General features: G+C 70.9%; 20 protein-coding genes. 12 read left to right on the top strand and 8 right to left on the bottom strand.

The features are described from left to right. The first annotated feature begins 131 nt into the window (after positions 1–131). Entirely contained in the window at positions 132–725 is a 594-nt protein-coding gene (locus tag ABFX54_RS28100; protein WP_346109554.1) for an MBL fold metallo-hydrolase, read from the top strand. On the opposite strand, the gene ABFX54_RS28095 is transcribed toward ABFX54_RS28100, so the two are convergent. Beyond that, the gene (locus ABFX54_RS28095; protein WP_346109553.1) at positions 692–892 is read right to left on the bottom strand and encodes a hypothetical protein; all 201 of its coding nucleotides are present in this window, start codon (positions 890–892) and stop codon (positions 692–694) included. The two genes, ABFX54_RS28100 and ABFX54_RS28095, sit on opposite strands and share 34 nt — an antisense overlap. A gap of 197 nt (positions 893–1,089) precedes the next feature. Between ABFX54_RS28095 and ABFX54_RS28090 the strand changes: the two genes are divergently transcribed. Beyond that, a complete protein-coding gene (locus tag ABFX54_RS28090; protein ID WP_346109552.1) occupies positions 1,090–2,361 on the top strand; it encodes a hypothetical protein in 1,272 nt (423 codons plus the stop codon). On the opposite strand, the gene ABFX54_RS28085 is transcribed toward ABFX54_RS28090, so the two are convergent. Beyond that, positions 2,310–2,735 carry a hypothetical protein gene (locus ABFX54_RS28085; protein WP_346109551.1) on the bottom strand — a complete coding sequence of 142 codons (426 nt, stop codon included), beginning with the start codon at positions 2,733–2,735 and terminating at the stop codon, positions 2,310–2,312. The two genes, ABFX54_RS28090 and ABFX54_RS28085, sit on opposite strands and share 52 nt — an antisense overlap. A 165-nt stretch (positions 2,736–2,900) precedes the next feature. Here ABFX54_RS28085 and ABFX54_RS28080 point away from each other — a divergent pair, with 165 nt between their 5' ends. Next, a complete protein-coding gene (locus ABFX54_RS28080; RefSeq protein ID WP_346109550.1) occupies positions 2,901–3,485 on the top strand; it encodes a putative glycolipid-binding domain-containing protein in 585 nt (194 codons plus the stop codon). Here the strand turns inward: ABFX54_RS28080 and ABFX54_RS28075 are convergent. The 3 genes from ABFX54_RS28075 to ABFX54_RS28065 all read right to left on the bottom strand — a co-directional run bounded on the left by ABFX54_RS28075 (position 3,455) and on the right by ABFX54_RS28065 (position 6,483). Beyond that, entirely contained in the window at positions 3,455–3,958 is a 504-nt protein-coding gene (locus tag ABFX54_RS28075) for a hypothetical protein (RefSeq protein ID WP_346109549.1), read from the bottom strand. The genes ABFX54_RS28080 and ABFX54_RS28075 overlap by 31 nt on opposite strands. Next, positions 3,918–4,064 carry a hypothetical protein gene (locus tag ABFX54_RS28070; RefSeq protein WP_346109548.1) on the bottom strand — a complete coding sequence of 49 codons (147 nt, stop codon included), beginning with the start codon at positions 4,062–4,064 and terminating at the stop codon, positions 3,918–3,920. The genes ABFX54_RS28075 and ABFX54_RS28070 overlap by 41 nt, the downstream gene beginning before the upstream one ends. A 124-nt stretch (positions 4,065–4,188) precedes the next feature. Continuing rightward, on the bottom strand, positions 4,189–6,483 hold the full coding sequence (locus tag ABFX54_RS28065; RefSeq protein WP_346109547.1) for a tetratricopeptide repeat protein: 2,295 nt from the start codon (positions 6,481–6,483) through the stop codon (positions 4,189–4,191). Positions 6,484–6,972: 489 nt separating this feature from the next. Between ABFX54_RS28065 and ABFX54_RS28060 the strand changes: the two genes are divergently transcribed. After that, positions 6,973–9,018: a beta-galactosidase gene (locus tag ABFX54_RS28060; protein WP_346109546.1), complete on the top strand. Its 2,046-nt coding sequence runs from the start codon at positions 6,973–6,975 to the stop codon at positions 9,016–9,018. An 18-nt stretch (positions 9,019–9,036) separates the two neighbouring features. On the opposite strand, the gene ABFX54_RS28055 is transcribed toward ABFX54_RS28060, so the two are convergent. Beyond that, positions 9,037–9,663, bottom strand: a complete 627-nt coding sequence (locus ABFX54_RS28055) for an RICIN domain-containing protein (protein ID WP_346109545.1) — start codon at positions 9,661–9,663, stop codon at positions 9,037–9,039. Positions 9,664–9,822: 159 nt separating this feature from the next. On the opposite strand from ABFX54_RS28055, the gene ABFX54_RS28050 reads away from it, so the two are divergent. The 3 genes from ABFX54_RS28050 (at position 9,823) to ABFX54_RS28040 (ending at position 11,949) form a co-directional block, all read left to right on the top strand. After that, positions 9,823–10,740, top strand: coding sequence for an NADP-dependent oxidoreductase (locus ABFX54_RS28050; RefSeq protein WP_346109544.1), 918 nt, complete (start codon positions 9,823–9,825; stop codon positions 10,738–10,740). Between the two features lie 263 nt (positions 10,741–11,003). Further along, positions 11,004–11,474, top strand: a complete 471-nt coding sequence (locus ABFX54_RS28045) for a cupin domain-containing protein (RefSeq protein ID WP_346109543.1) — start codon at positions 11,004–11,006, stop codon at positions 11,472–11,474. Between the two features lie 184 nt (positions 11,475–11,658). Further along, positions 11,659–11,949 (top strand): hypothetical protein, encoded by a 291-nt coding sequence (locus ABFX54_RS28040; RefSeq protein WP_346109542.1) that lies wholly within the window; start codon positions 11,659–11,661, stop codon positions 11,947–11,949. A 108-nt stretch (positions 11,950–12,057) separates the two neighbouring features. Here ABFX54_RS28040 and ABFX54_RS28035 read toward each other — a convergent pair whose 3' ends face one another. Together ABFX54_RS28035 and ABFX54_RS28030 are read right to left on the bottom strand one after the other, a co-directional pair. After that, positions 12,058–13,524, bottom strand: coding sequence for a sulfatase-like hydrolase/transferase (locus tag ABFX54_RS28035; RefSeq protein WP_346109583.1), 1,467 nt, complete (start codon positions 13,522–13,524; stop codon positions 12,058–12,060). 33 nt (positions 13,525–13,557) lie between these two features. Continuing rightward, positions 13,558–15,015 carry an extracellular solute-binding protein gene (locus tag ABFX54_RS28030; RefSeq protein WP_346109541.1) on the bottom strand — a complete coding sequence of 486 codons (1,458 nt, stop codon included), beginning with the start codon at positions 15,013–15,015 and terminating at the stop codon, positions 13,558–13,560. A 140-nt stretch (positions 15,016–15,155) separates the two neighbouring features. Here ABFX54_RS28030 and ABFX54_RS28025 point away from each other — a divergent pair, with 140 nt between their 5' ends. The 5 genes from ABFX54_RS28025 to ABFX54_RS28005 are packed head-to-tail and all read left to right on the top strand — an operon-like array spanning position 15,156 to position 23,847. Further along, the gene (locus ABFX54_RS28025; protein ID WP_346109540.1) at positions 15,156–16,163 is read left to right on the top strand and encodes a LacI family DNA-binding transcriptional regulator; all 1,008 of its coding nucleotides are present in this window, start codon (positions 15,156–15,158) and stop codon (positions 16,161–16,163) included. Then, positions 16,160–17,089, top strand: coding sequence for a carbohydrate ABC transporter permease (locus tag ABFX54_RS28020; RefSeq protein WP_346109539.1), 930 nt, complete (start codon positions 16,160–16,162; stop codon positions 17,087–17,089). Before ABFX54_RS28025 ends, ABFX54_RS28020 begins: the two co-directional genes overlap by 4 nt. Continuing rightward, a complete protein-coding gene (locus tag ABFX54_RS28015; RefSeq protein ID WP_219912129.1) occupies positions 17,086–17,931 on the top strand; it encodes a carbohydrate ABC transporter permease in 846 nt (281 codons plus the stop codon). Before ABFX54_RS28020 ends, ABFX54_RS28015 begins: the two co-directional genes overlap by 4 nt. A gap of 46 nt (positions 17,932–17,977) precedes the next feature. Beyond that, positions 17,978–19,795, top strand: coding sequence for a glycoside hydrolase family 2 protein (locus tag ABFX54_RS28010; RefSeq protein ID WP_346109538.1), 1,818 nt, complete (start codon positions 17,978–17,980; stop codon positions 19,793–19,795). Further along, positions 19,792–23,847, top strand: coding sequence for a glycoside hydrolase family 2 TIM barrel-domain containing protein (locus ABFX54_RS28005; protein ID WP_346109537.1), 4,056 nt, complete (start codon positions 19,792–19,794; stop codon positions 23,845–23,847). Before ABFX54_RS28010 ends, ABFX54_RS28005 begins: the two co-directional genes overlap by 4 nt. Positions 23,848–23,853 lie beyond the last annotated feature (6 nt).

Below are 23,853 nucleotides of genomic sequence, written 5' to 3'. Positions count from 1 at the left end.
GGCACTGTAAGACGCGGGCGGTCCGTTTGGGTGATCTTCACGGTGAAGAAACGATTGCAAACTTCTTTCACTCCGGGTCTACCCCGCCAGTCAGCTCACACCGCGTCCGTCGCTCGACGACGGTCATCATCATGAAAATCACGAAATACACCCATGCCTGCGTACGGCTGGAGCACGAGGGCCGGGTCCTGGTCATCGACCCCGGGACCTGGAGTGAGCCGAGCGCGCTGACCGGTGCGGACGCCGTGCTGGTCACCCACGAGCACACCGACCACGCCGACGTGCTGCGGCTCCTGGGCGCCGGCGTCGAGGTGTATGCTCCGCTCGGCGCCGAGCTGGCGCTGCCGTACACCGCCGTGCGGGTCGGTGAAACGTTCACGTCGGCCGGTTTCCGGGTGCGGGCGGCCGGCGGACGGCATGCGCCGATCTACGGCGGCCGGCCTGACTGCGCGAACCTCGGCTATCTCGTGGACGGCACGCTCTACCACCCCGGGGACTCCCTGCACGTCCCCGCCGAGCCCGTGGAGACGCTGCTGGTCCCCCTGCAGGCCTCATGGCTGAAAACCGCCGAGGTGATCGACTTCGTGCGCGCGGTCGCCCCCGAGCGAGCCTTCGGCATCCACGACGGGCAGATCAACGAACGCGGCCTGGCCAGCGTGAACGGCTGGCTGGGCCAGGAGACCCGGCACCGCTATCGGTGGCTGGCCCCGCTGGAGAACGGTTGACGCCGCAGGCGGGAGAGCATGGTCTCGGCGGGCCGGTCGAGCACCTGTTCCAGGTCGGGTGTCTGCTTCTCCAGGGCGCCCGCTCTCACCTGCGCGTTGATCCAGCTCATGGGGCCGGGGGTGGCGTCCGGCACCTCGCGGTACGGCACGCCGAGCGCCTCGGCCACCTCCGGGTGACTCCACAGCGGCCTGGTGAAGTCGTAGGCCCGGCCCAGAGGTCCCTCGCCGGTCAGGACGTTGGCCGCCGACCCCGTCCCCGATCTACTCCTGGTGCGCCATCTGGCGGAGGACGCAGCCTGCCTATGATCATCTTCCAGGGCGGGCTCGTGCGGGGCGGCGCCCTCACCGGGATCAAGGGGTGATCATGACGGCGGAGCGTCACAGCGGAGCCAGGCACGTGCTCGCCCGGCTGCTCCAAGCCGGGAACGGCGTGCTGAGGTGTGAGCCCGCCTGGGTCGCCCGCGACTTCCTTCCGCCGGGCCGGCGGCTCGGCCTGCCCGAGCACGCCTACGACGTGGGGGAGCGCGGCGGGATTTGCGAGCGGTGGCTCGCCTCGACGACGAAGGCCGACAACCGCGTCGGCCCGCCGGACGAGGGGCTCAGCCACGTCGTGGGGGAGCACGGCGAACGGCTCCTGCTGCGCGACGCCGTGGCCGCCGACCCCGTCGCGATCCTCGGCGCGGCGTACGCCGCCACGCATCCCGCCGGGCTCGGCCGGCTGGCGAAGATCTTCGACTACGCCTACCGGCTGCCGTACCACATCCATCCGCCCCAGGAGTTCGCGTCCCTGGTCGGCCGGAACGCCAAGGACGAGTCGTACCACTTCCTGCCGGGCGCCGACCTGGGCGCGCATCCGGAGACGTTCTTCGGCGTGCACCCGTGGATCACGGAGCGGGCCGCGTACGACGTGCTGCTGCCCTACCTCGTCGACTGGGACAGCGACCTGATCCTCCGGCACGCCCGCGCGGAGCTCCAGGTCCCCGGGGAGGGCTTCCACGTGCCGTCCGGCGTGCTGCACGCGCCCGGCACCGCCCTCACCCTCGAACTGCAGGAGGACTCCGACGTCTCGGCGATGTTCCAGGCGCTGAACGCCGGCCGGATCGTCTCCAAGGACCTGCTGTTCAAGGACGTGCGCCCGCGCGACCGCGCCGAGCACGGCGAGCGGTTCCCGCTCGGCTTCGTGGACTGGGAGGTCAACGGCGACCCCTGGTTCTACGAGAACCGCCACCTGCGCCCGCTGCCGGTGACCGGCGCGGACGGCGACGGCGAGGAGACCTGGGTCTTCTACAACACCGGCAAGTACGCGGGCAAACGCCTCGTCGTCCCGCCCGGCGGGGTGCACCGGCTGCGCGAACCCGGCGTCTACAGCGTGTTCGCCTGGACGGGGACGGGCACGTACGCGGGGCACGAGGTGCGCGGTGGCGAGCCGGGGCTGGACGAACTGGTGGTGACCTTCGACGCGGCGACCCGGGAGCACGAGGTCGTCAACACCGGCGGCACGGACCTCATGGTGTTCCTGTTCTTCGGGCCCGGCCTGCACACCGAGACGCCCTCCATCGCGGGCCGCGGCGTGACGGGGCCGGATCAGGCGACGGCGCCGATCCGGTACAACCCGGGCCCGCCGGCGAAGAAGTAGTCCTTGGTCCTGTCGCCGTCGATGGCGACGGCGCCCAGGTAGTCGTCCACGTCGAGGGTGTCCTCCTCCCAGAGGTAGAGGACGGCGTTCGGGGCGACGCACTTGTCGACCTCGGCGCGCTCGTTCACGGCGATCGACACGTAGTCCGCGGTCACCGGCCAGACCCGCACGCCGGTGCTGGTGTTGATGTACACCTCGTCGTGCCCGTTCTCGGTGATCTCCAGGGCCCGCAGCCCGTCGAGGAACACGTCCCCGCCACAGGTCATCGCGGAGGCGGTCCGGCCGGCGAGGGCCGCCGAGGTCCCGGAGACGGTGAGGCACGCGGCCGCCGTGCCGACGGCCCCGAGTCGCGAGAGTTTCCGCCAGGTGCGCATGCCGGTTTCCCTTCTGCCGTTCGCTGAAGTCTCCGATCGAACACGACGACGTCTTCATCCGGGCTTCCGCGCCATTTCACCGCAGGCCAGAAGGGTGGCCTGCGGGGTGGTCCCGCTGGAAGGGCGGCGCCCGCTTCTGTCGGTGGCGGGTGACATGATCCGGCCATGACATCCTTCGCCCCACCGCCGGGCACCGCGGCCTGGCGGCACCTCGGCGTGCGCACCGGCTTCGAGGTCGTCCGCTTCCACGCCACGCCCGGCGGGCACCGCGTCGAGGGCTGCACGACCGCGGTCGAGGAGGGCGAGGCCTGGATCGTCGACTACGTGATCGACCTCGGCCCGGGCTGGGTCACGCGCTCGGCCCGGCTGACGAGCCGTTCCGCCCGGAGCGAGCGCCACATCGTCCTGGAGAGCGACGGCGCCGGGCACTGGCGGCTGGACGGGGCGCCGGCGCCCTGGCTGGACGGGTGCCTCGACGTCGACCTGGAGTCCTCGGCCCTCACCAACGCGTTCCCCGTGCACCGGCTCCACCTCGGCGTGGGCGCCGCCGCGCCGGCTCCCGCGGCCTTCGTCCGGGCCGCCGACCTGGCCGTCGAACGGCTGGAGCAGCACTATGCCCGCCTGCCCGACGACGACGGGCGGCAGCGATACGACTACGCCGCGCCGGTCTTCGACGTCGCCTGCCGCCTGACGTACGACGAGTCCGGCCTCGTCCTCGACTACCCCGGCCTGGCCGTCAGAGCCGCCTGAACCGCCGCGTGCCTTTCGGCGAGTCGTGTCAGCCCGGAAGCCGCAGCCTGCAACTGCCCTCGACGCACAGCTCGGTGGTCGTCGTTCGAGGGTCCGGCGCCTTGATCGTCACCTTGCCGCCCCACCGGCTGTAGCGGGGTGTCGACGTGGACGGTCCCGCCCGCCAGTTCGTCCACGCCGCCGGCGAACGTGAACGTGCTCCGCACCCTGCTGACCAGGCCCGCCCGGGTCAGCGTGCGGGTGCAGGCGAGCTCGGCGGGATTGATCAGCTGCTCGTCGTACCCGAGCATCTCGGTGTGCCAGAGGTGCGACCGGTGCGAATCCTTCCACCAGGTCTTGCCCTTGTTCAGCTGCCTCCCGATGAGACCGCCGGACCGATACCCGGTGCCGCCGATGTCGTGATTGAAGCCGATCGCCCGTTCGCGCCCGTGCTCACCCCCTTGTGGTGGTGACGCCCAGGGCCAGGACGCCACCCTTGGCATCGAGCTCGAACACCCCTTCACGCCGGCGTTCACCTCGTTCAGTGGAGCCCTCCAGCAGGGCGCCGCAGACCACCAAGGCCGTGATCGTCCTCCTCATGATGGTGATCCTGCCCTGAGGTGATCACGCAGGGAACACGCTCCGGACGCGACCCTCAGAAGACGACCAACCAGGGCGGCGTCCCCTGGCGTGACTGCGCGAGTGGGACATCGGCACGCTTGGGTCATGCGGGTGGCGGGGAATCGGGCTGTTCGGTCGCGTGGGCAAGACGGAGACGCTGGTGGAGGTCGTGAGCGTGGCGAAGGTGGGCTCGTGCCGTCGTGTGGTCGCCGGCGATCCGGGCCAGGCGAGCGAGTTCGCTGTGGGCGTCGGCTTGTCCTTGCACATGACTGATCTGGCCGGCGAGGAAGAGCGCGGCGGTGGCGTGATGAATCGCGGCGGCCATGTTTCCGAGTCCGCGATGGGCGACGGCCAGGTTGTGGTGGGTGTCGGCCCGGTTCATGAGATCTCCCAGGTCCTCGAACAGAGCAAGGGCTTGGTCTAGATGGGCTTGCGCATCGTGGTGATGGCCCAGGTGCTCGTCCAGCATCCCGAGTTGCCGGTGGCAGATGCCGATGCCGCGACGTTGGCCGACCTGCTCGAACAGGCTCTTTGACCGGGACAGGTGTTCGCGGGCCGTGGTGAAGTTGCCTTCCAGCCGGTCGAGAATGCCGAGATTGGAAAAGGCGAATGCCTGCTCCACAAGGTTGTCGCCCGAGAGGGCGAGGGTAAGACAGAAAGTGGCGTGCACCCGGGCTTCGGCCAGGTTGCCCAGCCACTTGTGGACGTTGCAGAGCTCGTGGCGGATGATCACTTGGCCGACTCGGTTGCCGAGCTGGGCGTACAGCTTCAGAGAGGTCTGAAAGTGCATGAGCGCGGTGAGGTAGCGGCCGGTGCGCATGTCGACCAGACCAAGGCCTTGGTGCATAGCAGCCTGACCAAGTGCGTCATCGGTCTGTTCGGCCAGCTTCAGCGCCTCTCCGTTCAGTTCGACGATCTCAGAGTAGAAGCCGCGCATCCGCTGATAGGACTCCAGGTTGTAAGCCAGCCGCCACGCATAGGGCGAGCGTTCGGACAGGCTGTGGCGAGCGACGGCGAGAAGGTCCGCGTGCTGTTGGTCGAGCCATCGCAGCACGGCCACGTCTGATTCGTGCCGGGGAAGGGGCAGGTGGGGATCCTCTTTGTCCGAATCCAGATAGGTAACGGTTTCGCTCGAGTCGAGCAAGAGAACCGAGCCGTCGACGATGCCGTTCACGTACCGGAAAAGCCGTTGAAAGGCGCCGGCCAGTTGTCGGGTGCTGTCGTGCTTGCCGGATTCGATCAGAGCAGCGGCACGTACGGCGTCGTGCATGCGATAGCCGACGCCGCTGCGGTTGTCCGCGATGAGCAGACCGCGCTGGTAGAGGGTGGCGAGCTGTTCGGTGGCCTGGTCGAGTGGCTGATCGGCGAGGACGGCGGCGATGGGGGAGCTGATCAGCGAGCCGGGGTAGCGAGCGACGCGACGAAGCACCAGTCGCGCGGGTTTGGCCAGGGCGGCGAAGGAACGGGCGAATGCGGCGGCGGTCTCGTCACTGATCGTCTCGCCCGGGGCGGCGGGGATGCTGAGAGCCGGGTTGGCCGCCTTCAAGTCGCTCATCTGACGGATGGCGAGCGGAAGCCGGAACGTCGCGGCGATCGCGGCGACGGCTTCGGGGTCGTGCAGACCGGCCCGTCGCAAGACGGCACCGGCCAGTTGGGCGGCCTGGCTTCGAGTGAAGGGTTGCAAGGTGACGCCGCGATCGGGGTCGAGACCGATCAACACATGGCGGGTGGTGATCAATATCGCCGATTCCTCAGCTGCGGGCAAGAGCGGACGGATCTGTTCGGCAGTGTCGGCGTCGTCCAGGACGATCAGCATCTTCCTGCCTGCGGTGGCGGCGCGCCAGGTGCGGCTGAGCGCGGTCACGCTGGTGGTGTGCGGATCGGGCGGTACATTGAGGGCGTTGAGCAGGGTGCGTAGCGCCGAGGCGGTGGTCACCCGGGATTCGGTCGCGGCGTAGGTCCGCAACCCCAGCCAGACCACTCCGTCGGGGTAGCGTGCGGTCAGTGCGCGAGCGGCACGGATGGCCAGTTCGGTTTTCCCGGTCCCGGGCATACCGGTGATGATCATCACAAGAGGTCCAGGCGCGGGGGACGTCAAACGGCGCAACTCCTTGCTGCGGCCGACGAAGACCCGGGTGCCGGACGGGACCTGCAGTGCCGAAGTGGCCTGCGGGTCTTCCGTCCCGAGCGCCGCCGGATACCCTGGATCACCGTTCGGCAGGGCGATCAGCGTGCCGGCGCTCACCATGCTGGTCATCAGGACCAGCCCCCCGAACAACCACCAGTTCCATGTCATGGTGAGCAGATTGGTGAGCCCTCCCGCCACTACGCCGGCCATCGGGCCCAAAGCCACGATGATGAGGCGCCCTCGCCGCTGATCCCGTAATCCACCTGCCATCGGATCACCTCATGTCGCTGTCGACCGGGTCGACGGTCTCGGCAGTCGCACGCAGTTCCCGTAGGTCGGGGATGTGTTAGAGCGTGCCCGGGTCGATGCTGAGTAGTCTCGCGGCTCGGAGTGATGAAGGTTTCCGCGAGAGGGCACCACCGCATCGACGAGGCCGACGTGGCGGGACCTCAGCCCGAGCTGCTGCGGGCGCAGGTCGCTCTCGAAGGACACCCAGCGCTTGCCCGCCGTCAGGAGGGGCGTGGGTTTGCGCGCGTGGCCCTGGCGCCGACGCAGATGGACCGGTCAGCGATCTTCACGCCGCGACGGGGCACCAGTTGGCGCTGGACGGCGCTCGCCGCGTCGATCGTCTCCGCTGGGTCGGCACGGGCGCACGCGGACGGGAAGCGGTGAGGGAGCCCCGGCGGGCGGTCAAGGGGTGGGGTGCGTCACTATGTTTACGTAAACATCGCGAATCTCGGCCCCTGGAGATCGACACTCATGGCAGATCGCCCGTTCCGCTGGCTCCGCCGGCCCGCCGCCTCCCCCCACGGACTGAGCTACGGCGCGGACTACAACCCCGAGCAATGGCCACCGCACGTCTGGCGCCAGGACGTCGAGGCGATGCGCCGGGCGGGGGTGACCATCGTGTCGCTGGCGATCTTCTCCTGGGCGCGGCTGCAGCCCGCCGCCGGCCGGTGGACGTTCGAGTGGCTGGACGAGGTCATGGACCTGCTGCACGAGGGCGGTATCGCGGTCGATCTGGCCACCGCCACCGCGTCGCCGCCCCCGTGGCTGACGGCCGCGTACCCGGAGATCCTGCCCGTCGACCACGAGGGCCGCACCCTGTGGCCGGGCGGGCGCCAGCACTGGCGCCCCACCTCGCCGATCTTCCGCGAGCACGCGCTGCGCCTGGTCCGGGCCATGGCGGAACGGTACGGCGACCACCCGGCCCTGGCCGCCTGGCACATCTCCAACGAGCTGGGCTGCCACAACGCCCACGACTACTCCGACGACGCCGCCGCGGCCTTCCGCGCCTGGCTGCGCGCTCGTTACGGCACCGTCGACGAGTTGAACCGGGCCTGGGCGACCTCGTTCTGGTCGCAGCAGTACGGCGACTGGAATGAGATCCTGCCGCCCCGCCTGGCAGCCTCCTTCCCCAACCCCGCCCAGCAGCTCGACTTCCGGCGCTTCTCCTCCGACGCGCTCAAGGAGCACCTGCGCGCCGAACGCGACCTGCTGGCCGAGCTGACCCCCGGCATCCCGGTGACCTCCAACTTCATGGTCATGGGCGAGACCAGGAACATGAACTACGCCGACTGGGCCGGCGAGATCGACTTCGTCTCCAACGACCACTACCTGCTGACCGGCGCGCAGGCCCGCGACGAGCTGTCGTTCTCGGCGAACCTGACCGGCAACCTGGCGGGCGGCCGGCCCTGGTTCCTGATGGAGCACTCGACCAGCGCCGTCAACTGGCAGCCGGTCAACCTGGCCAAACCGCCCGGTGGCCTGGCCCGTGACTCGCTCACGCACGTCGCCCACGGCGCCGACGCCGTCTGCTTCTTCCAGTGGCGGCAGTCGGCAGGCGGCGCCGAGAAGTACCACTCGGCGATGCTTCCGCACGCCGGCACCGACAGCGAGGTGTTCAGGGACGTCACCGACCTCGGGACGACCCTCCGGGCGCTCGCGCCCGTCGCCGGCACCCGTCGCCGCACCGCCCAGGCGGCCATCGCCTTCGACTGGGACTCCTGGTGGGCCGCCGAACTCGACTCCCACCCCACCTCGCTGCTGCGCTACCGCCAGGAGGCGCTCGACTGGTACTCGGCGCTCACCGCGGCCGGCATCCGCGTGGACGTCATCCCGGCCGGCGCCTCGTTCGACCCGTACGCGCTGCTCGTGGCTCCGATCCTGCACGTGGTCCCGCAGGATCTCGCCGACCGCCTGACGGGTTACGCCACCGCCGGCGGTCACCTGGTCACCACGTACTTCTCCGGCATCGTGAACGAGCACGACCAGGTCTGGCTCGGCGGCTACCCCGGCGCCCTGCGTGACCTGCTCGGCATCCGCATAGAGGAGTTCGCGCCCCTTCTGGACGGTGAGCGGGTGGAGCTGGACCTCGGCGTGACCGGCACGCTGTGGACCGACCGCGTCGACGTCACCGACGAGGACGTGGAGATCGTCGCCCGGTACACGACCGGCCTCCAGGCGGGGCGCGCCGCCGTCACCAGACGCCGCACCGGCGCCGGCTCGGCCGCCTACGTCTCCACCCGCCTCGGCCCCGACGGCCTCGCCCCCGTGCTCGGCCGCCTCCTGGAGTCCGCCGGCGTGACCGGCGAACTCCCGGCCGCCCTGGCGGGCTCGGTGGAACTGGCCATCCGCACCGGCCCCGACGCCGACTACTGGTTCCTGATCAACCGGACGGACGACGACGTCACCGTGGACGGGGTGGCGGGGGAGCCGATCCAGGCACCCTCGCTGGCCAAGGGCCTCACCCTGGGACCTCGCCAGGTCTGCGTCCTGCGCCGCCCGTCCCCCCAGAACGGGTGACCGCGGTCGATGGCGGGGTCAGCCGTGGTAGTCGCGGATCTCCCAGTAGCGGGAGGGATGGCCGTCGCAGGTGTACTGGACGGCTTCCAGGTTGTTCGCGGTGCTCACGCCCCCGGCGATGGTCAGGCACTTGGCGGTCCGCGCGTTGCGAAACTCGATGTACTGGGCGGTGCCGTGACCGAGCGCCCAGTACCGCGAGGGATGCGCGTCGCAGGTGTACTGCAGGGCGACGACGTTGTTCTCGGTGCTGACGCCGCCGGCGATGGTCAGGCACTTGCCGGTCTGACGGTTCTTGACCTGCAAGTACGCGCTGGAATAGCCCCAGATGTCCCACCGGCGGGAGGGGTGGCTGTCGCAGGTGTACTGGACGGCGTGGACGTTGTTGCCGGTGCTGACGCCGCCGGCGATGGTCAGGCACTTGCCGGTCTGACGGTTCACCAGCTGGACGTTCGACGCGGCCCAGACAGCGGTCCCGTACGACCGAGTGGCCGATGCGGTGGCCGATGCGGTGGCCGATGCGGGGGCCGACGCCGGAGCGACGGTGGCGGTGCCGGTGACAGCGCCGGAGACCGTGCCTGCTGCGAGCAGGGGTGCGATGACGGCTGCCGCCCTGCGGGCGGCCGCGTGCAGAGTAGGTGACTTCATGGACACAGCGTGTTGTCGCGTGGGCACTCCCCGCCTGAGTAGCCGGTACTCAACCGCGGGTGTGGGCGACGCGCCGCGCCACGGGTGATCGAGCCGAACGAGCGCCCGCGCGGGTACGTTCGTGCTGTCCGAGATCTTCAGCACCGGCGAGGACCTGTCATGCGCGCCGTCACCATCCGAGACCGCGCCGCGGGCGCGGCCGGGCTCTCCCTGACGGAGGAGCCCTACCCGCACGCCGCCGAGAACGACGTGATCGTACGGGTGCACGCCGCCGCGTTCACCCCCGGGGAGCTCGACTGGCCGGGGACGTGGACCGACCGCGCCGGCCGGGACCGCACGCCCAGCGTGATCGGGCACGAGGTGTCGGGCGTGGTCGCCGAGGTGGGATACGGGACCACGCTGCTGACCGTCGGCCAGCGGGTGTTCGGCTACACCGACCCGGCCCGCAACGGCACCCTGGCCGAGTACGTGGCCGCGGAGGCGCGCGACCTCGCGCCGCTGCCGTCAGGGATCGACCACACGGTGGCCGCCGCGCTGCCCATCTCGGGACTGACCGCGTGGGAGGGCCTGTTCGACCACGGGCGCCTGGTGAGCGGCCAGACCGTGCTCATCCACGGCGCGGCCGGAGCCGTCGGCTCGGTCGCCGTGCAACTCGCCCGGGAGGCGGGTGCGCGGGTCATCGGCACCGGGCGGGCCGCCGTCAAGGACACGGTGCTCGGGCTCGGCGCGGACGCCTTCCTGGATCTGCAGGCCGGCTCCCTGGAGGACGTGGGCCAGGTCGACCTGGTGCTCGACGTGATCGGCGGCGACATCATGAACCGCTCGGCCGCGCTGGTGCGCCCCGGCGGCACGCTGGTCACCGTCGCCGCGCCGCCCACGGTCCGGCCCGGCGACGGGCGGGCGATCTTCTTCGTCGTCGAGCACGACCGCGTCCGGCTCGCCGACCTGGCCATGCGGGTCCGCGACGGGCGGCTGCGGCTGCTCGTCGGCGACGTGGTGCCGCTGGCCGAGGCGCCCGCCGCGTTCACCCGGCCGGGCCCCGGCAAGACGATCATCCAGGTCAGGGAAGAGGCATAGCGAAAGCACGACGGCTCATCGCCAAAAGTTGAACCGGCTCCTGGTTAACCTCCTGACCACCCGGACAGCTGAACCAGGCGCCTCGCCTCCGCCCGCGTCCTCGCGGACGGCGGCCAGGCGCCCATGGCCGCGGTCCTGCCCGCCGGTCACGGGGCTGAAGCAGAACGGGAGGAGCCGTCATGATGCGAGTACAGCCAGTCTGTGCCCTTCTGGCCGCCGGAATGGTGGCTGCCACGGCCGCCTGCGGACCATCGGGGGAACGCGTGACCGACGAGCGGGCGGCCGGGGAGCGGGCCGTCGCCGGTCGTGCGCCGGTCGCGCTCGCCGCCCCGGTGACGGAGACGCCCCCCGGGGCAGAGACGCCCCTCACCACGGGGGCACCCACCGCCACGGGTACGCGGCCGCCTGAGGAAACGGTAAAAACGCTGCTGGAACAGTCGCTTCCCGGCGTCAAGGGCAAGACGTTCACATCGAAGACCGTGGCCTTCCCGCCCGGCGGGCGCTCGGTCCCGCACCGCCACGGCAACGCCTTCGTCTACGCCTACGTCGTCGAGGGCACGATGCGCAGCCAGCTCGGCGGCGAGCCCGTGGGCACGTACCGCCAAGGGGACTTCTGGGTCGAGGCGCCGGGCGCGCACCACGTGCTCACGGAGAACGCCAGTCAGTCGGAACCGGCGAAACTGGTGGCCGTCTACATCTCCAACACAGGAGAGAAGCTCAAGGTCGACGACTGAACCGGCCGCCTGGTACGGGGCCGGGAACCGATCGCCGAGCCGGCGTCATGGTCCGCGCGGCGCCGGAGATGGATCCCGGGCCGGACCTCGGCACGTCCCATTGGAGAGAGCAGCTGCCCCGGTTCCGTCCACCGCATCCGTCAGTGCCACCACGATCCTCTACTGACAGGAGGAAGAACCCCTGATGGACCCTGACGCCATCGCCCGCCGCGCGCGCCGGTACGGCTGGACCGTACAGTGCAGCGCCGACCCCGGAGTCGTCCTGCTCCGCCGTACCTGGCGGCTGGAGATCACCTTCGTCGGCAACGCCCCGTCGGTCGCACGCATCATGGGCTCGGAGAGCGACGCCGGCCGGCCCATCAACCTCCGCTCCATCAACGCCCTGATCCGCGCCAGACCCGACGAGATCGCCCAGCGCGCCGCGGAGGCGACCCTGGGCGAGCCCGTCGCCCGCACGGAGGACGCGGGCCCGTAACTGGGCCCGGCATTCCGGCGGTGGGGTCGCGGCCGGTGACGACGGTGTCACGGCCGCGGCGCCGCGAACACCGAGCCAGGCCCGCGCCCGGCTCGGCGGCTCGCAAGCTCAGGCATTGAGCTCGGAGCCGGCCGATCGCCAGTTGTGCGGGGCCTGTTTGAGCGTGTACGCCGCCTCCGGCAGATCGTCACGGACGCGGATCATCCACAGGGCCAGTTCGGTGGTGAGGGCGGCACGCACGTCTGCGAGCGCCGGATCGTCGTACCGGTCGTCCAGCTCGGCGGGGTCGGCGTCCAGGTCGTAGAGCTCGCCGGCGCCGCGTTCGTTCAGCAGCAGCTTCCACCGCCCCCGCCGGAGCATCACCGTCGTCCCCGACTGGGTGACGGTGTTGAGCTCGTCGAAGGTGCGGCCCTCGTACGGGAAGTGCAGCGGCGGTCGCTCACCGGGGTGGTAGGACAGCCCGCCGAAGCCGAGCTCGGCGTACGCACTGGCGAACTCGCCGGCCGGATACGGCTTCCCGGTGAGCAGGGGCCACAGGCTGCGGCCCTGGACGCCGGCCGGGATGCCGGCGCCGAGGGCGTCGCAGATCGTCGGAAGCAGGTCGGCGAGCGAGACGAAGGCCTCCGCGTCGACCGCCGCCCGCACGCCCGGCCCGGTGGCCGCGAACGGGATGCGCGTCAGGCACTCGGCCATGCCCGCGCCCTTGCGCTGGAGCCCGTAGTCGCCGGTGTAGTCGCCGTGGTCGGCGACGAAGAACACCAGCGTGTCCGCGTCCCGCCCGGTGGCACGCAGGTGGGCGAAGAACCGGCGGAGCTGGTCGTCGATGAGCCTGAGCATGCCGCAGTAGTTGGCGCGGTAGCGCCGCCACTCGGCGTCGTAGCCGGGCCGCTTCTCCTCCGTCAGCTCGCGCAGCCAGGTGTACATGCCGCCTTTGCGCGCGGCGCCTTCGGGTCCTGCCAGCCGCTCGGGCATCTCCTCCGGGTCGAACATGCTGAAGTACGGCTCCGGCACCTGGTACGGGTTGTGCGGCTCGGGAAAGGACAGCCAGGTGAAGAACGGCCGGTCGGCGGGAGTGCGGTCGATGGCGCCGATCGCTCCGTCGACGATCCGGTACGGAAACTGGCACTCCACCGGGAACGGCGTCGGCTCGTGCGCGACCGAGTGGTCGAGCTTCGTGAGCCACCGCTCGAAGCGTTCCTGATCGGGTGTGGCCGAGCTGTCCGGGCCGCGGTCGTGCCAGTACGGGGCGGCGAACGTGTCGAAGTCGGCGGCCTCGCGGTGGAAGTGCGTCTTGCCCGCCAGATGCAGCGCGTACCCGGCGTCTCGGAGCACGTCCACCAGGTCGGGCCCGCGCAGCACGTGCCGGGCGGCGCTGTTCTGCCGGACCCGGTGCGCGGACGGGTAGCGTCCGGTGAGCAGGCTGATCCGGGCGGGCACGCACAGCGGAGACGTGGTGTAGGCCCGCCGGAATCGCACGCCGGTCTCCATCAGCCCGTCGAGGAAGGGCATGGTGTCCAGCGGGAAGCCGCTCGCGGCCGTCCAGTCGGCACGCTGCTGGTCGGTCATGATGAGCACGATGTTCGGTCGGTTCACGGGTCGGGGCCTTCGCTAGCGTTGCGCGTACATCGGCTCGGTGTAGTCCGAGCGCGGTTTCCAGTTGGGGAAGGCGAAGTCGTCCAGGCTGACCTGCGCGCCCTTGGCCTTGGCCGCGGCGATCGCCGTGTCCCGCTGCGCCGCGCTGTCGCTGGACAGCTTGGTCAGCGCCGCGCGGACGTCCGTGACGTCGCCGGTGAGCGCGCCCTGGACGATGTCTCCGAGGTTGGGGGTGACCGGCTTCGACGCGATCTGCACCTGCTGGATGTCCGCGTTGCCGGCGATCGGCTCAGGGGCGAGGAAGACGCTCTCCTTGAACCAGGCGATCAGCTTCTTGTACGCGGGGTGCGCCTCCGACCGGTCGACGACGGAGATGTCCCGCGGCGGTTGTGACATGGTCCCGGCGACCTGGAGGGAGTATTCCTCGGTGGTGAAGTGGTCGCTCAGCAGCTTGCTCGCCACGGCGGCGTTCCTGCTGGTCGCCGACAACCAGTAGTCTCCCGCCTGCGGTGCGTGGTAGGTGGCCACGCCGCCGCCCGGCTCGGGGGTCAGGATGGGCCCCACGCCGAGCTTCTCGGCGAACTCGGGCGCCGCCTTCAGCGCCACGCCGGGGCACCACGGGCCGTCGAAGTAGTAGGCGGCGATCCCGGCGGTCCACCGGGCCCGTGCCACGTCGTCCAGCCAGGAGTTCGCGCCCGGCACGAGCACCTTGTCCTGGCGCAGCGAGACCAGGAACTCGATCACGTCGACGTACTCGTCGGCATGGAAGGCGTACTCGCCGTCGCCGTACCTGACTCCGCCGGCGCCGGCGAATCCGGCCGCCTGCGCCAGGTCGTTGACCTGCTCGCCCAGCCGGTTCGGCATGCCGATGTTCCACACCCAGCCGTACGACTGGCCGCCACCCGCGCTCTGCGCCTTCCTGGCCGCGGCCCGGAAGGCGTCGTACGTCCGCGGCGGCGCCTCCGGGTCCAGCCCGGCTCGCGTGACCAGCTCCTTGTTGAACCACGTCACCGCGGAGTAGGTCTGGTGGCTGAAGATGGGGAAGGCGTGGATCTTGCCGTCGAACGTGTGCAGTCCTTCGATGAGCGAGTCCCTGACCCTGGCTTCGGCCTCCGCGGTGAGCTCCAGCGGCTGCGACCATCCGGCGGCGACGAGCGCCGCGGCGGGCAGGGTGAGGCCGGCGTTGGTGCGCAGGTCCGGCAGCTGGCCGCTCTGCTTGGCCAGTTGCAGCGCCTGGCCCATCTTCGCGGGGTTGTAGTACGTGTACTGCACGGGAACGCCGCCAGGGCCCTTGGCGAACTCGGCGAAGATCTCCTTCTTCGTCGTCTGGAGCTGGTTCTGGTGATCCCACCAGGTCAGCCCCTTGCCGGCGGCGCCACCGCCGCCGCCTCCGCCGCCGCACGCGCTGGTCGCGGCCGCGGCTGTCAAAGCACCCGCCGCGGCGAGGAACCCTCGCCGAGTCATCGCGGTCATTCGGTCCTGCCTTCCACCACACGGCCCGCCGAAGGGTGTTGTGAAGAATGTTGCCGCGTGGCAAATTCATTCTTGCCACGCGGCATGCCACGCGGCAAGACTGTTCTTCAACAGAAATGTCGCCAGGAGGGCGAGCGAGTGTGGTGACCCAACGAGACGTGGCACGGCTGGCGGGAGTGTCCGTACGCACCGTGTCCAACGTCGTCAACAATTTCGCGTACGTGTCCGAGGAGACCCGCGCCCAGGTGCAGCGGGCCCTGGACGAGCTGGGCTACCGGCCCAACGTCGCGGCGCGCAGCCTCAACCGCGGGCGGTCCAACCTGCTGGCCCTCGTGCTGCCGCTGGACGTGCCGTACTTCACCGAACTGGCCGCCCACGTGGTGGACGTGGCGGAGGAACGCGGCTACACGGTGCTGATCGACCGCACGGAGGGGGTGGCGGAACGCGAGCGGCAGATCGTCATGCGACGCGACCGCTCGGCCCTCTTCGACGGGTTCATCTTCAGCCCGCTCGGCCTGAGCGCGGACGAGCTGCGCGACTGGGCGGGCAAGTGCCCCGCGGTGACGCTGGGCGAGGTGCGGGTGGACGGCGTGGACCACGTCGCGATCGACGACACCGACGCCGCCAGGAGCGCGACCGCGCACCTGGCCGCGCTGGGCCGGACCAGGATCGCCGCCATCGGGCTGGTGGACCGGCCGACGGGCAACACCGCGGCGCACCGGTCGGCCGGCTACCGCCAGGCGCTGGAGGAGGCGGGGCTGCCGGTGCTGCCCGAGCTCACCGTGCCGGTGCTGCGCTACCAGCGCCAGGACGGCCGGCAGGCCATGGAGCGGCTGCTCGACCTGGCGCAGCCGCCGGACGCGGTGTTCTGCTACAACGACCTGCTCGCGCTCGGCGCGATGCGGGCGGTGCTGGCCAGGGGGCTGCGCGTCCCGGAGGACGTGGCCGTCGCCGGGTTCGACGGCATCGAGGAGGGCCGGTTCGCCACCCCGCCGCTGACCACCATCGTGCCCGACAAGGTGAAGATCGCCGAGCTGGCCGTGAGCCGTCTGCTGGAGCGCGTCGAAGGCGGCCAGAGCCCGCCCGTCCAGCTGGAGGCGCCCTGGCGGCTGATGGTGGACGAGAGCACTGTGGGCATGAACGGATGACGGCCGCGATCCCCGCCGCGGCCCGTCCCCGCCGCGACCGCACCACCCTGTACATCTGGGCCTTCCTGACCCCGACCGTGCTGCTGTACGGCGCGTTCACGATCTACCCGATCGTGGGCAGCTATGTCTACTCGCTCACCGACTGGAACGGGTTCGACGCCAGCCCGTCGTTCATCGGCCTGGCCAACTACCGCGAAGTCCTGGCCGACCCGATGTTCTGGAGCTCGTTCCGGCTGACGCTGGCGTTCATGCTGTTCGCGGTGCCGGTCCAGGTGCTGGCCACCCTGCTGATCGCGATCGTGCTCAACTCACCGCGCATGCCGCTGCGCAAGCTGTTCAGGACCGCCCTGTTCCTGCCGGTGGTCACCACGACGGCGATCGTCGGCGTGGTCATGCAGTTCGTGTTCGACCCGGCCAGCGGCCCGGTGAACCTCGCGCTGCGCGGGGCCGGCCTGGCGCCGGACGGGGTCGACTTCCTCGGGCAGTCCACGACGGCCCTGGGCACGACGATCGGCGTGTACGTCTGGAAGTGGTTCGGCATCACGCTGGTCTACTGGCTGGCCGCGCTGCAGACCGTTCCCGAAGAGGTGTACGAGGCGGCCCGCCTCGACGGCGCCGGCGCGCTGGGCACCCTCAGGTACATCACCATGCCCCTGCTCAAGCCCTTCCTGGTCATCATCACCCTGCTCTCGATCGAGGCGTCGCTGCAGGTCTTCGACCTCGTCCTGACCATGACCAACGGCGGCCCGTTCTACTCGACCGAGGTGATCGAGGTGTACATCTACCGGTGGGCCTTCGCCGCGACGGTCCCCCGGCTCGGCTACGCGTCCGCGGCGGCCGTGCTGTTCGGCCTGTTCGTCTGCCTCGTCGGGATGCTGCAGCTGCTCGCGATGCGCGCCACCCGCCGGACCAGGGGGGTGGCGTGAGCCGCCGGCGCCGGGCGCTGCGCCGGCTGCCCTGGTGGATCGCCGCCGCCGTGCTCGCCATCGGCTGCCTGATCTGGATCTACCCCTTCCTGTGGATGGTCTCCGCGTCGCTGAAGACGTCGGCCGAGGTGTTCACGAAGGGGCTCGATCTGCTGCCCGGTGACCCCGCGTGGAGCAACTACGAGCGCGCCTGGGTCGAGGCGGAGTTCGGGAAGTACCTGCTCAACACCGTGATCGTCACGGTGTGCACGGTCGTCGTCGTGGTGGTGCGGTGTGCCATGACCGGGTATGTCCTGGCCCGCCACGACTTCCGCGGGCGCCGGATCATCATGGGCGTCCTGGTGGCCACGCTGTTCGTCCCCGCCGGTTACACCATCATCCCGCTGGTCGACCTGTCCCAGAAGCTCGGCCTGCTCAACTCGCTGACCGGCATGATCGTGGCGATGTCGGGCGCGGCGAACGTGGCGGCGATCCTGCTCTACTTCGGCTACTTCCGCGGCATCCCCAAGGAGCTGACCGAGGCGGCGCTCATCGACGGCGCCGGGTTCGCCACCGTCTTCTTCCGCGTCATGCTGCCACTGGCCAAGCCGGTGACGGCCACGGTCACCGTGCTGACCTTCCTGTCCACCTGGAACGCGTTCTTCCTGCCGCTGGTCTTCACGTTCTCGCGGCCCGACCTGCGCACCGTCAGCGTCGGCATGCTCGCGTTCATCGGCGAGAACGCCACCGACTGGTCGGGCATGGCCGCGGCGGCGACGATCTCGCTGCTGCCCGTCGTCGCCTTGTTCATCGTGCTGCAGCGGTACTTCATCGAAGGCATCGCCGGCGCCGTCAAGTCCTGATCCGCCCCCGTCTCCTTCTCCCGTCCCCATCCAGAAAGTGAGCACCATGCCCGTGCACCCCGCCGTCCCCCGCCCCGAGTACCCGCGCCCCCAGTTCGTCCGCGCCGAATGGCAGTGCCTCAACGGGAGCTGGCAGTTCGAGCGGGACCCCGGTGACTCCGGGCTCGAACGGGGGCTGCTCGACCGGGACCTGACCGGCGAGATCGTCGTGCCGTTCTGCCCCGAGTCCGAGCTGTCCGGCGTCGGCGACCCGGACTTCCACGCCGCCGTGTGGTACCGCCGCACCGTCCGGGTGCCTGAGGGCTGGGCGGGGCAGCGGGTGCTGCTGCACTTCCAGGCGGTGGACCACGACGCCACGGTGTGGGTGGACGGCGTCGAGGCCGGCCGGCACCGGGGCGGGTTCACCCCGTTCTCGTGCGACCTGGCCGCGGCGGCCGACCCGGCGCACACGTACACCGTGGTCGTACGCGCCCGCGACCCCCGCGGCGGCCCCCAGGCGCGAGGCAAGCAGGCCACCAGCTACGAGGGCCGCGGCGCCCACTACGGCCGCACCACCGGCATCTGGCAGACCGTGTGGATGGAGCCGGTGCCCGCCGTGCGCCTCGGAAGGCCGCGGATCACGCCCAGCGTCGCGGCGTCCGCGTTCCGGATCACCGTGCCGGTGACGGCCGGCGCCGCTGCCGGCCGGGCCGGCTACCAGGTGCGGGTGACGGTGTCGGACCAGAACGGTGAGGTCTTGCAGGCGCGGGCGCGCGCCGACGTCGACCTCGCCCCCGAGCTGTGGCTGCCGCTGCCGGCCGGCCGGGTCCGCCTGTGGTCCCCCGAGGACCCGCACCTGTACGACCTGCGCGTCGACCTGCTCGACGGCGACGGCGCCGTGGCCGACACCGCGGAAAGCTACGCTGGCCTCCGCTCGGTGAGCATCGACGGGCAGGCGGTCCTGCTCAACGGCGAGGTCCGCTTCCAGCGGCTCGTGCTCGACCAGGGCTTCTACCCCGACGGCCTGATGACCGCGCCCACGGACGAGGCCCTGCGCCACGACATCGACCTCGCCGTGGCCGCCGGGTTCAACGGCGCCAGGCTGCACCAGAAGGTGTTCGAGGAGCGCTACCTGTACCACGCCGACCGGGCGGGCTTCCTGGTCTGGGGCGAGTTCGGGGACTGGGGCGCCAACATGGAGGGGCCCGCCGGCGACAACCAGCAGCCGACCGCGTCGTTCGTCACCCAGTGGGTGGAGGCGGTCGAGCGCGACTACTCCCACCCATCCATCGTCGGCTGGTGCCCGCTCAACGAGACCTGGCAGCGGCTGCACGACCGGATCACCGTGCTCGACGACGTCACCTGGGGCATGTACCTGGCCACGAAGGCGGCCGACCAGACCCGGCCCGTGGTCGACGCCTCCGGCTACGCGCACCGGGTGCCCGGCGCCGACGTCTACGACTCCCACTGCTACGAGCAGGATCCCGAGCGGTTCGGCGAGCTGATGAACGGCCTGGCGGACGGGACACCGTACGTCAACGCCGACCCCGACGGGACCGCCTGGTCGGTGCCGTACGCGGGGCAGCCGTACTTCTGCAGCGAGTTCGGCGGCATCTGGTGGAACCCGGACGTGCGCCCCGACGAGAGCTCCTGGGGATACGGCGAACGCCCCACGAGCGAGGAGGAGCTCCAGGAACGCTTCGCCGGGCTGGTCGCCGTCCTGCTGGACGACCCGAGGATGTTCGGCTACTGCTACACGCAGCTGACCGACGTCTTCCAGGAGCAGAACGGCATCTACCGCTTCGACCGCACGAGCAAGCTGGACGTCTCCCGCATCCGCGCGGCCCAGCTCCGCCCGGCCGCGATCGAGCAGGACGAGCGGTGACCGGCGCGCCCTTACGGCGGCGCCTGGCGCTCGCCGTCGCGATGATCAGCGCCGGGGCGCTGCTGGCGGCGACCGCGCCCGCCGTCGCCGCCGCTCCGCGATCGGCGAGTGCCGTCTCAGCACCGGCGAACGCCGCTCCCGAGGCGGCGCCCGCCGTCCAGGAGGCGACGACCGAGATCAGCGGCCGGGTGGTGGACGCCCGCAGTGGCGCGCCGGTCGAAGGGGCGAGCGTGCACGCCTCGCGGACCACCGGCTTCGCCACGACCGGCCGGGACGGTGCCTTCGTCCTGACCGGTGTGCCCGAGAGCGCCGCCCTGGTGATCGCCGCCAAGGAGGGATACGCTTTCGCGTCCGCTCCCGTCGGCCGCACGGTCACACTCGAGCTGGCCCGTGACACCGATCCGGCTCGCTCGGAGTACCCGCGCCCCGACGCCGACCGGCGGCCTTTCACCGGCGGCGACTGGCTGTCGCTGAACGGCACCTGGTCGTTCGACTTCGATCCCGGCGACGTGGGGGAGCGGGAGCGGTGGTTCGACCCCAGCCACGCCTTCGGGAAGGCCGTCCGGGTGCCGTTCGGCTACCAGTCGCTCGCCGCGTGGGGCGAGGAGGAACTGGCGACCAAGGAGATCTTCCGCAGCGCCTTCTCCCGCTACCGCGGCACGGTCTGGTACCGGCGCTCCTTCACCGTCCCGAAGGATTTCTCCGGCTCGGAGGTGCGGCTGCGCATCGGCGCGGCGGACTGGGGTGCGGCGGTCTGGCTGGACGGCGAGCCCGTGCTGCCGTACTCCGGCGACGGCTACACCGAGATCAGCGCCGGGCTGGGCTCCCTCGCGCCGGGCTCGCCGCATACGGTGACGATCCGGGTGGTGGCGCCGCCGACGACGGCGGACTCCCCCTACCCGATGGGCAAGCAGACGGGGGAGCCCGACGGGGCGGACACCGGCTGGTTCACCGACGTCGGCGGCATCTGGCAGTCGGTGTGGATCGAGCCCTACGCCGGCGCGCGGCTCACGCGGACACGGGTGACACCCGAGCTGACGTTCGAAGGGGACGCGCGCACCCCGTCCACGGCGAGCGCGAGGATCGACGTCGCCGGCGTCGGGGCGGGCACCGCCGGCGTCACGGTGAAGGACCCGCGAGGCAAGGTCGTCGGCACCGCCGAGGTGTCGCTCGGCGACGGCGAGGGCACGGCCACGATCCCGATCGAGCGCCCGCGACTGTGGGAGCCGGACGATCCGGCCCTCTACACCGCCGACATCCGGCTGGGTGCCGGCGAGGGTGTCCGCACCACGTTCGGGCTGCGCGAGATCGAACGCGCGTGGGCGCCCGGACACACCGGCGAATATCAGTACGTCCACCTCAACAACCGGCCGATCTACCTGCGAGGCGTCCTCGACCAGGGCTACAACCCCTGGGGCCTCTACACCTACACCGGAGTCACCGCCGGCCCCGACCTGCGTACCGGGACCGAGGCCGACCCGGGCCGCGGCTCCATCCTGCTCGACCTGCAGAACGCCAAGAGGCTCGGCTTCAACGTGATCAGGAACCACCTCAAGGTCAACGAGCCCGCCTACTACCACTGGGCGGACAGGCTCGGGCTGATGATCTGGTACGACCTTCCCAACGCGGGCTGGCACTCCCTGGGCCCGGAGGCGGAGCGGCTGTTCGAGGGGCTGCTGCGCAACACGTTCGCGCGTGACCACAACCACCCGTCGATCGTGATCTGGACGATGTTCAACGAGTCGTGGGGCATCAACGAGGAGCCGTGGCAGCAGCCGATCCCGCCGCGGGCGTTCCCGTACGTGCGCAGGATGGTCCAGCTCGCGCGCGACCTCGACCCGTCACGGCTGATCGTCGACAACTCCGCCTGCTGCCAGAACGGCCACCTCGACACCGACCTGAACGACTTCCACTACTACCTGTCCACCTACGACGAGTGGAAGAAGCTGCTCGACGGGTTCGACGCCCAGGTCCGGCCCGGCTCCACCTGGAACTTCAACGACGGCGCGCAGAGCGGGCAGCCGTGGCTCAACTCCGAGTTCGCCGTCAAGTCCGGTCAGTTCCCGCACACGGCGAGCCTCTTCCGCGCCTATCCGAGGCTCAACGGCTACGTCGGCGTCCAACTGGCCGAGACCGAGCAGGAGGTGCAGAGCCCGGTCACCTTCGACCGGCAACCGAACGAGCCGGAGTTCATGGACCATCGCGGCCGGCGCCGGGGCATCGAGATGTTCCAGGGCGACGACGCGATCTCCCTGATGGGCAGGTCGGCACGGACCGTCGACCGCGGCGGTGTGATCGAGGTCCCGGTCAAGCTGAGCCACTTCAGCGACACCGACCTGTCCCGGGCCACGCTCCGGTGGAAGATCGGCGGATACGACGCTCAGGGCCGCTGGATCGCCGCCGCCGGCGGCGGTTCCCGGCCGGTCGCCCCCGCCCGCTACACCGTCACCGACGCCGGTACCGTGGCGGTCACCGTGCCTGGCGAACTGCTGACGGGGTACGTGTGGATCTGGCTCGACGCCGGTGGGCGAACGGTCGCCGAGAACACCCTCACCTTCGACACCGCGGCCCCCGGCGGCGGCTTCTCTCCCGGCGCCGTGAGCGCCCAGGAGTGGACCGGCGGGGCAGAGGCCCAGACCACCGGCGGCTCGGACCAGGTCACCGGCCACGGCCGCGGTTACTTCGAGTACGAGGTCGAGGTGCCCAAGGCCGCCGCCCGATCGGGGGCGACCCTGATCGCGGAGGTCGCCTCCGCCCAGTCCCGCGGCTGGTACGACCCCAACAACGTGACCACCGCCCGCCGCAGCCCCACCCGCCTCACCGTGTCCGTCGACGGCAGCCCGCTGCCGGCGATCGAGCTGCCCGACGATCCCCACGGCCCGACGGCGCTGGCCGGTCGGTCACGCGGTTCGCTCACGGGCGACTTCGGCAACCGCTACGGGTACCGCGTGGCCATCCCGATCCCGGCGCGGCTGCTCGGCGACGCCGGTACCGTCACCTTGCGTTTCGCCTCCGACGGGGGCGGGCTGTCGATTTTCGGCGTCCGCTCGGGCCGGCACGGCACACCGCCCACGCTGGCCGGCGGGCGGATCACCGTGCCCGACGAGCGGCCACGGTTCCGCGCCGTCGACTCCCGGCTGTCGGTGTACCAGGCGCCGGCCGCGATCTCTCCTGAGACCGGCACCGGGACGGTGATCGTCTCGGTCGTCAACGACACCGCCGGAACGGCGAGAAAGGTCAAGGTGGGACTGGCGGCGCCCGGGGGCTGGACCGCGACCGCGGCCGAGCCGGACGTGATCGGGTCACTGCAGCCCGGTGAGGCCCGGCACGTCGCGTTCGCCGTACGGGCCGGGTCGGGCGTGCGCACCGGCCAGACCGCGGACTTCACCGCCACCGCGAGCTGGAGCGGCCACGCCATCCAGGCGATCAGCACGTCCACGGTGACCTTCGCCCCCGACGCCTACGCCGAGGCCGGTGTGGACGACACCTTCGACACCGACTCCAGCGCCGCGTACCAGGTGTTCCAGCCGTCGGCGGCCGAGGCGCTGCCTCGTCTCACCTTCGGCGGCGGGAGCCTGCGGGCGGAGGGGGCGGGCGCCTACTACGGCATCGTCGCCCATGAGTCCGGGCCGTCGAGCCCCCGCGCGGCGGTGATCGTCGATCACGGCCAGTGGGCCGGCACGGGGAAGGGGCAGGACGCCCTGTTCAACGGGCTGATCAAGGACGAGCGCAACTACGTCCTGGCCTGGACCGGGATCAAGGGCCAGCACGGCATCGACATCAGGATCGACGGCAGGCTCACCAACGCCTGCTGCTCCTCCGCGCCACTCGAACCCGGTGATCGGTGGGCTTTCGTCCTGGACGGCAACGCGATCGGCATCTGGGTCGATCGCGGACTGGGCTGGGCGCGGATCATGTCGAGCACGACCCAGAGCCGGATCGACTTCACCGAACCGGGCGCGCTGGACGGCTGGCACTACGCCGTCGGTCTGCGCGGCAACGCCGGAACCCAGGCGATCACCCGATTGGAGGGCCGCCACGACCCCGGCTGATAATGG

Origin of the sequence: Nonomuraea maheshkhaliensis (assembly GCF_039529435.1) — a bacterium.
GTDB lineage: Bacteria > Actinomycetota > Actinomycetes > Streptosporangiales > Streptosporangiaceae > Nonomuraea > Nonomuraea maheshkhaliensis.
This window is presented reverse-complemented; position numbering and strand designations above follow the sequence as displayed.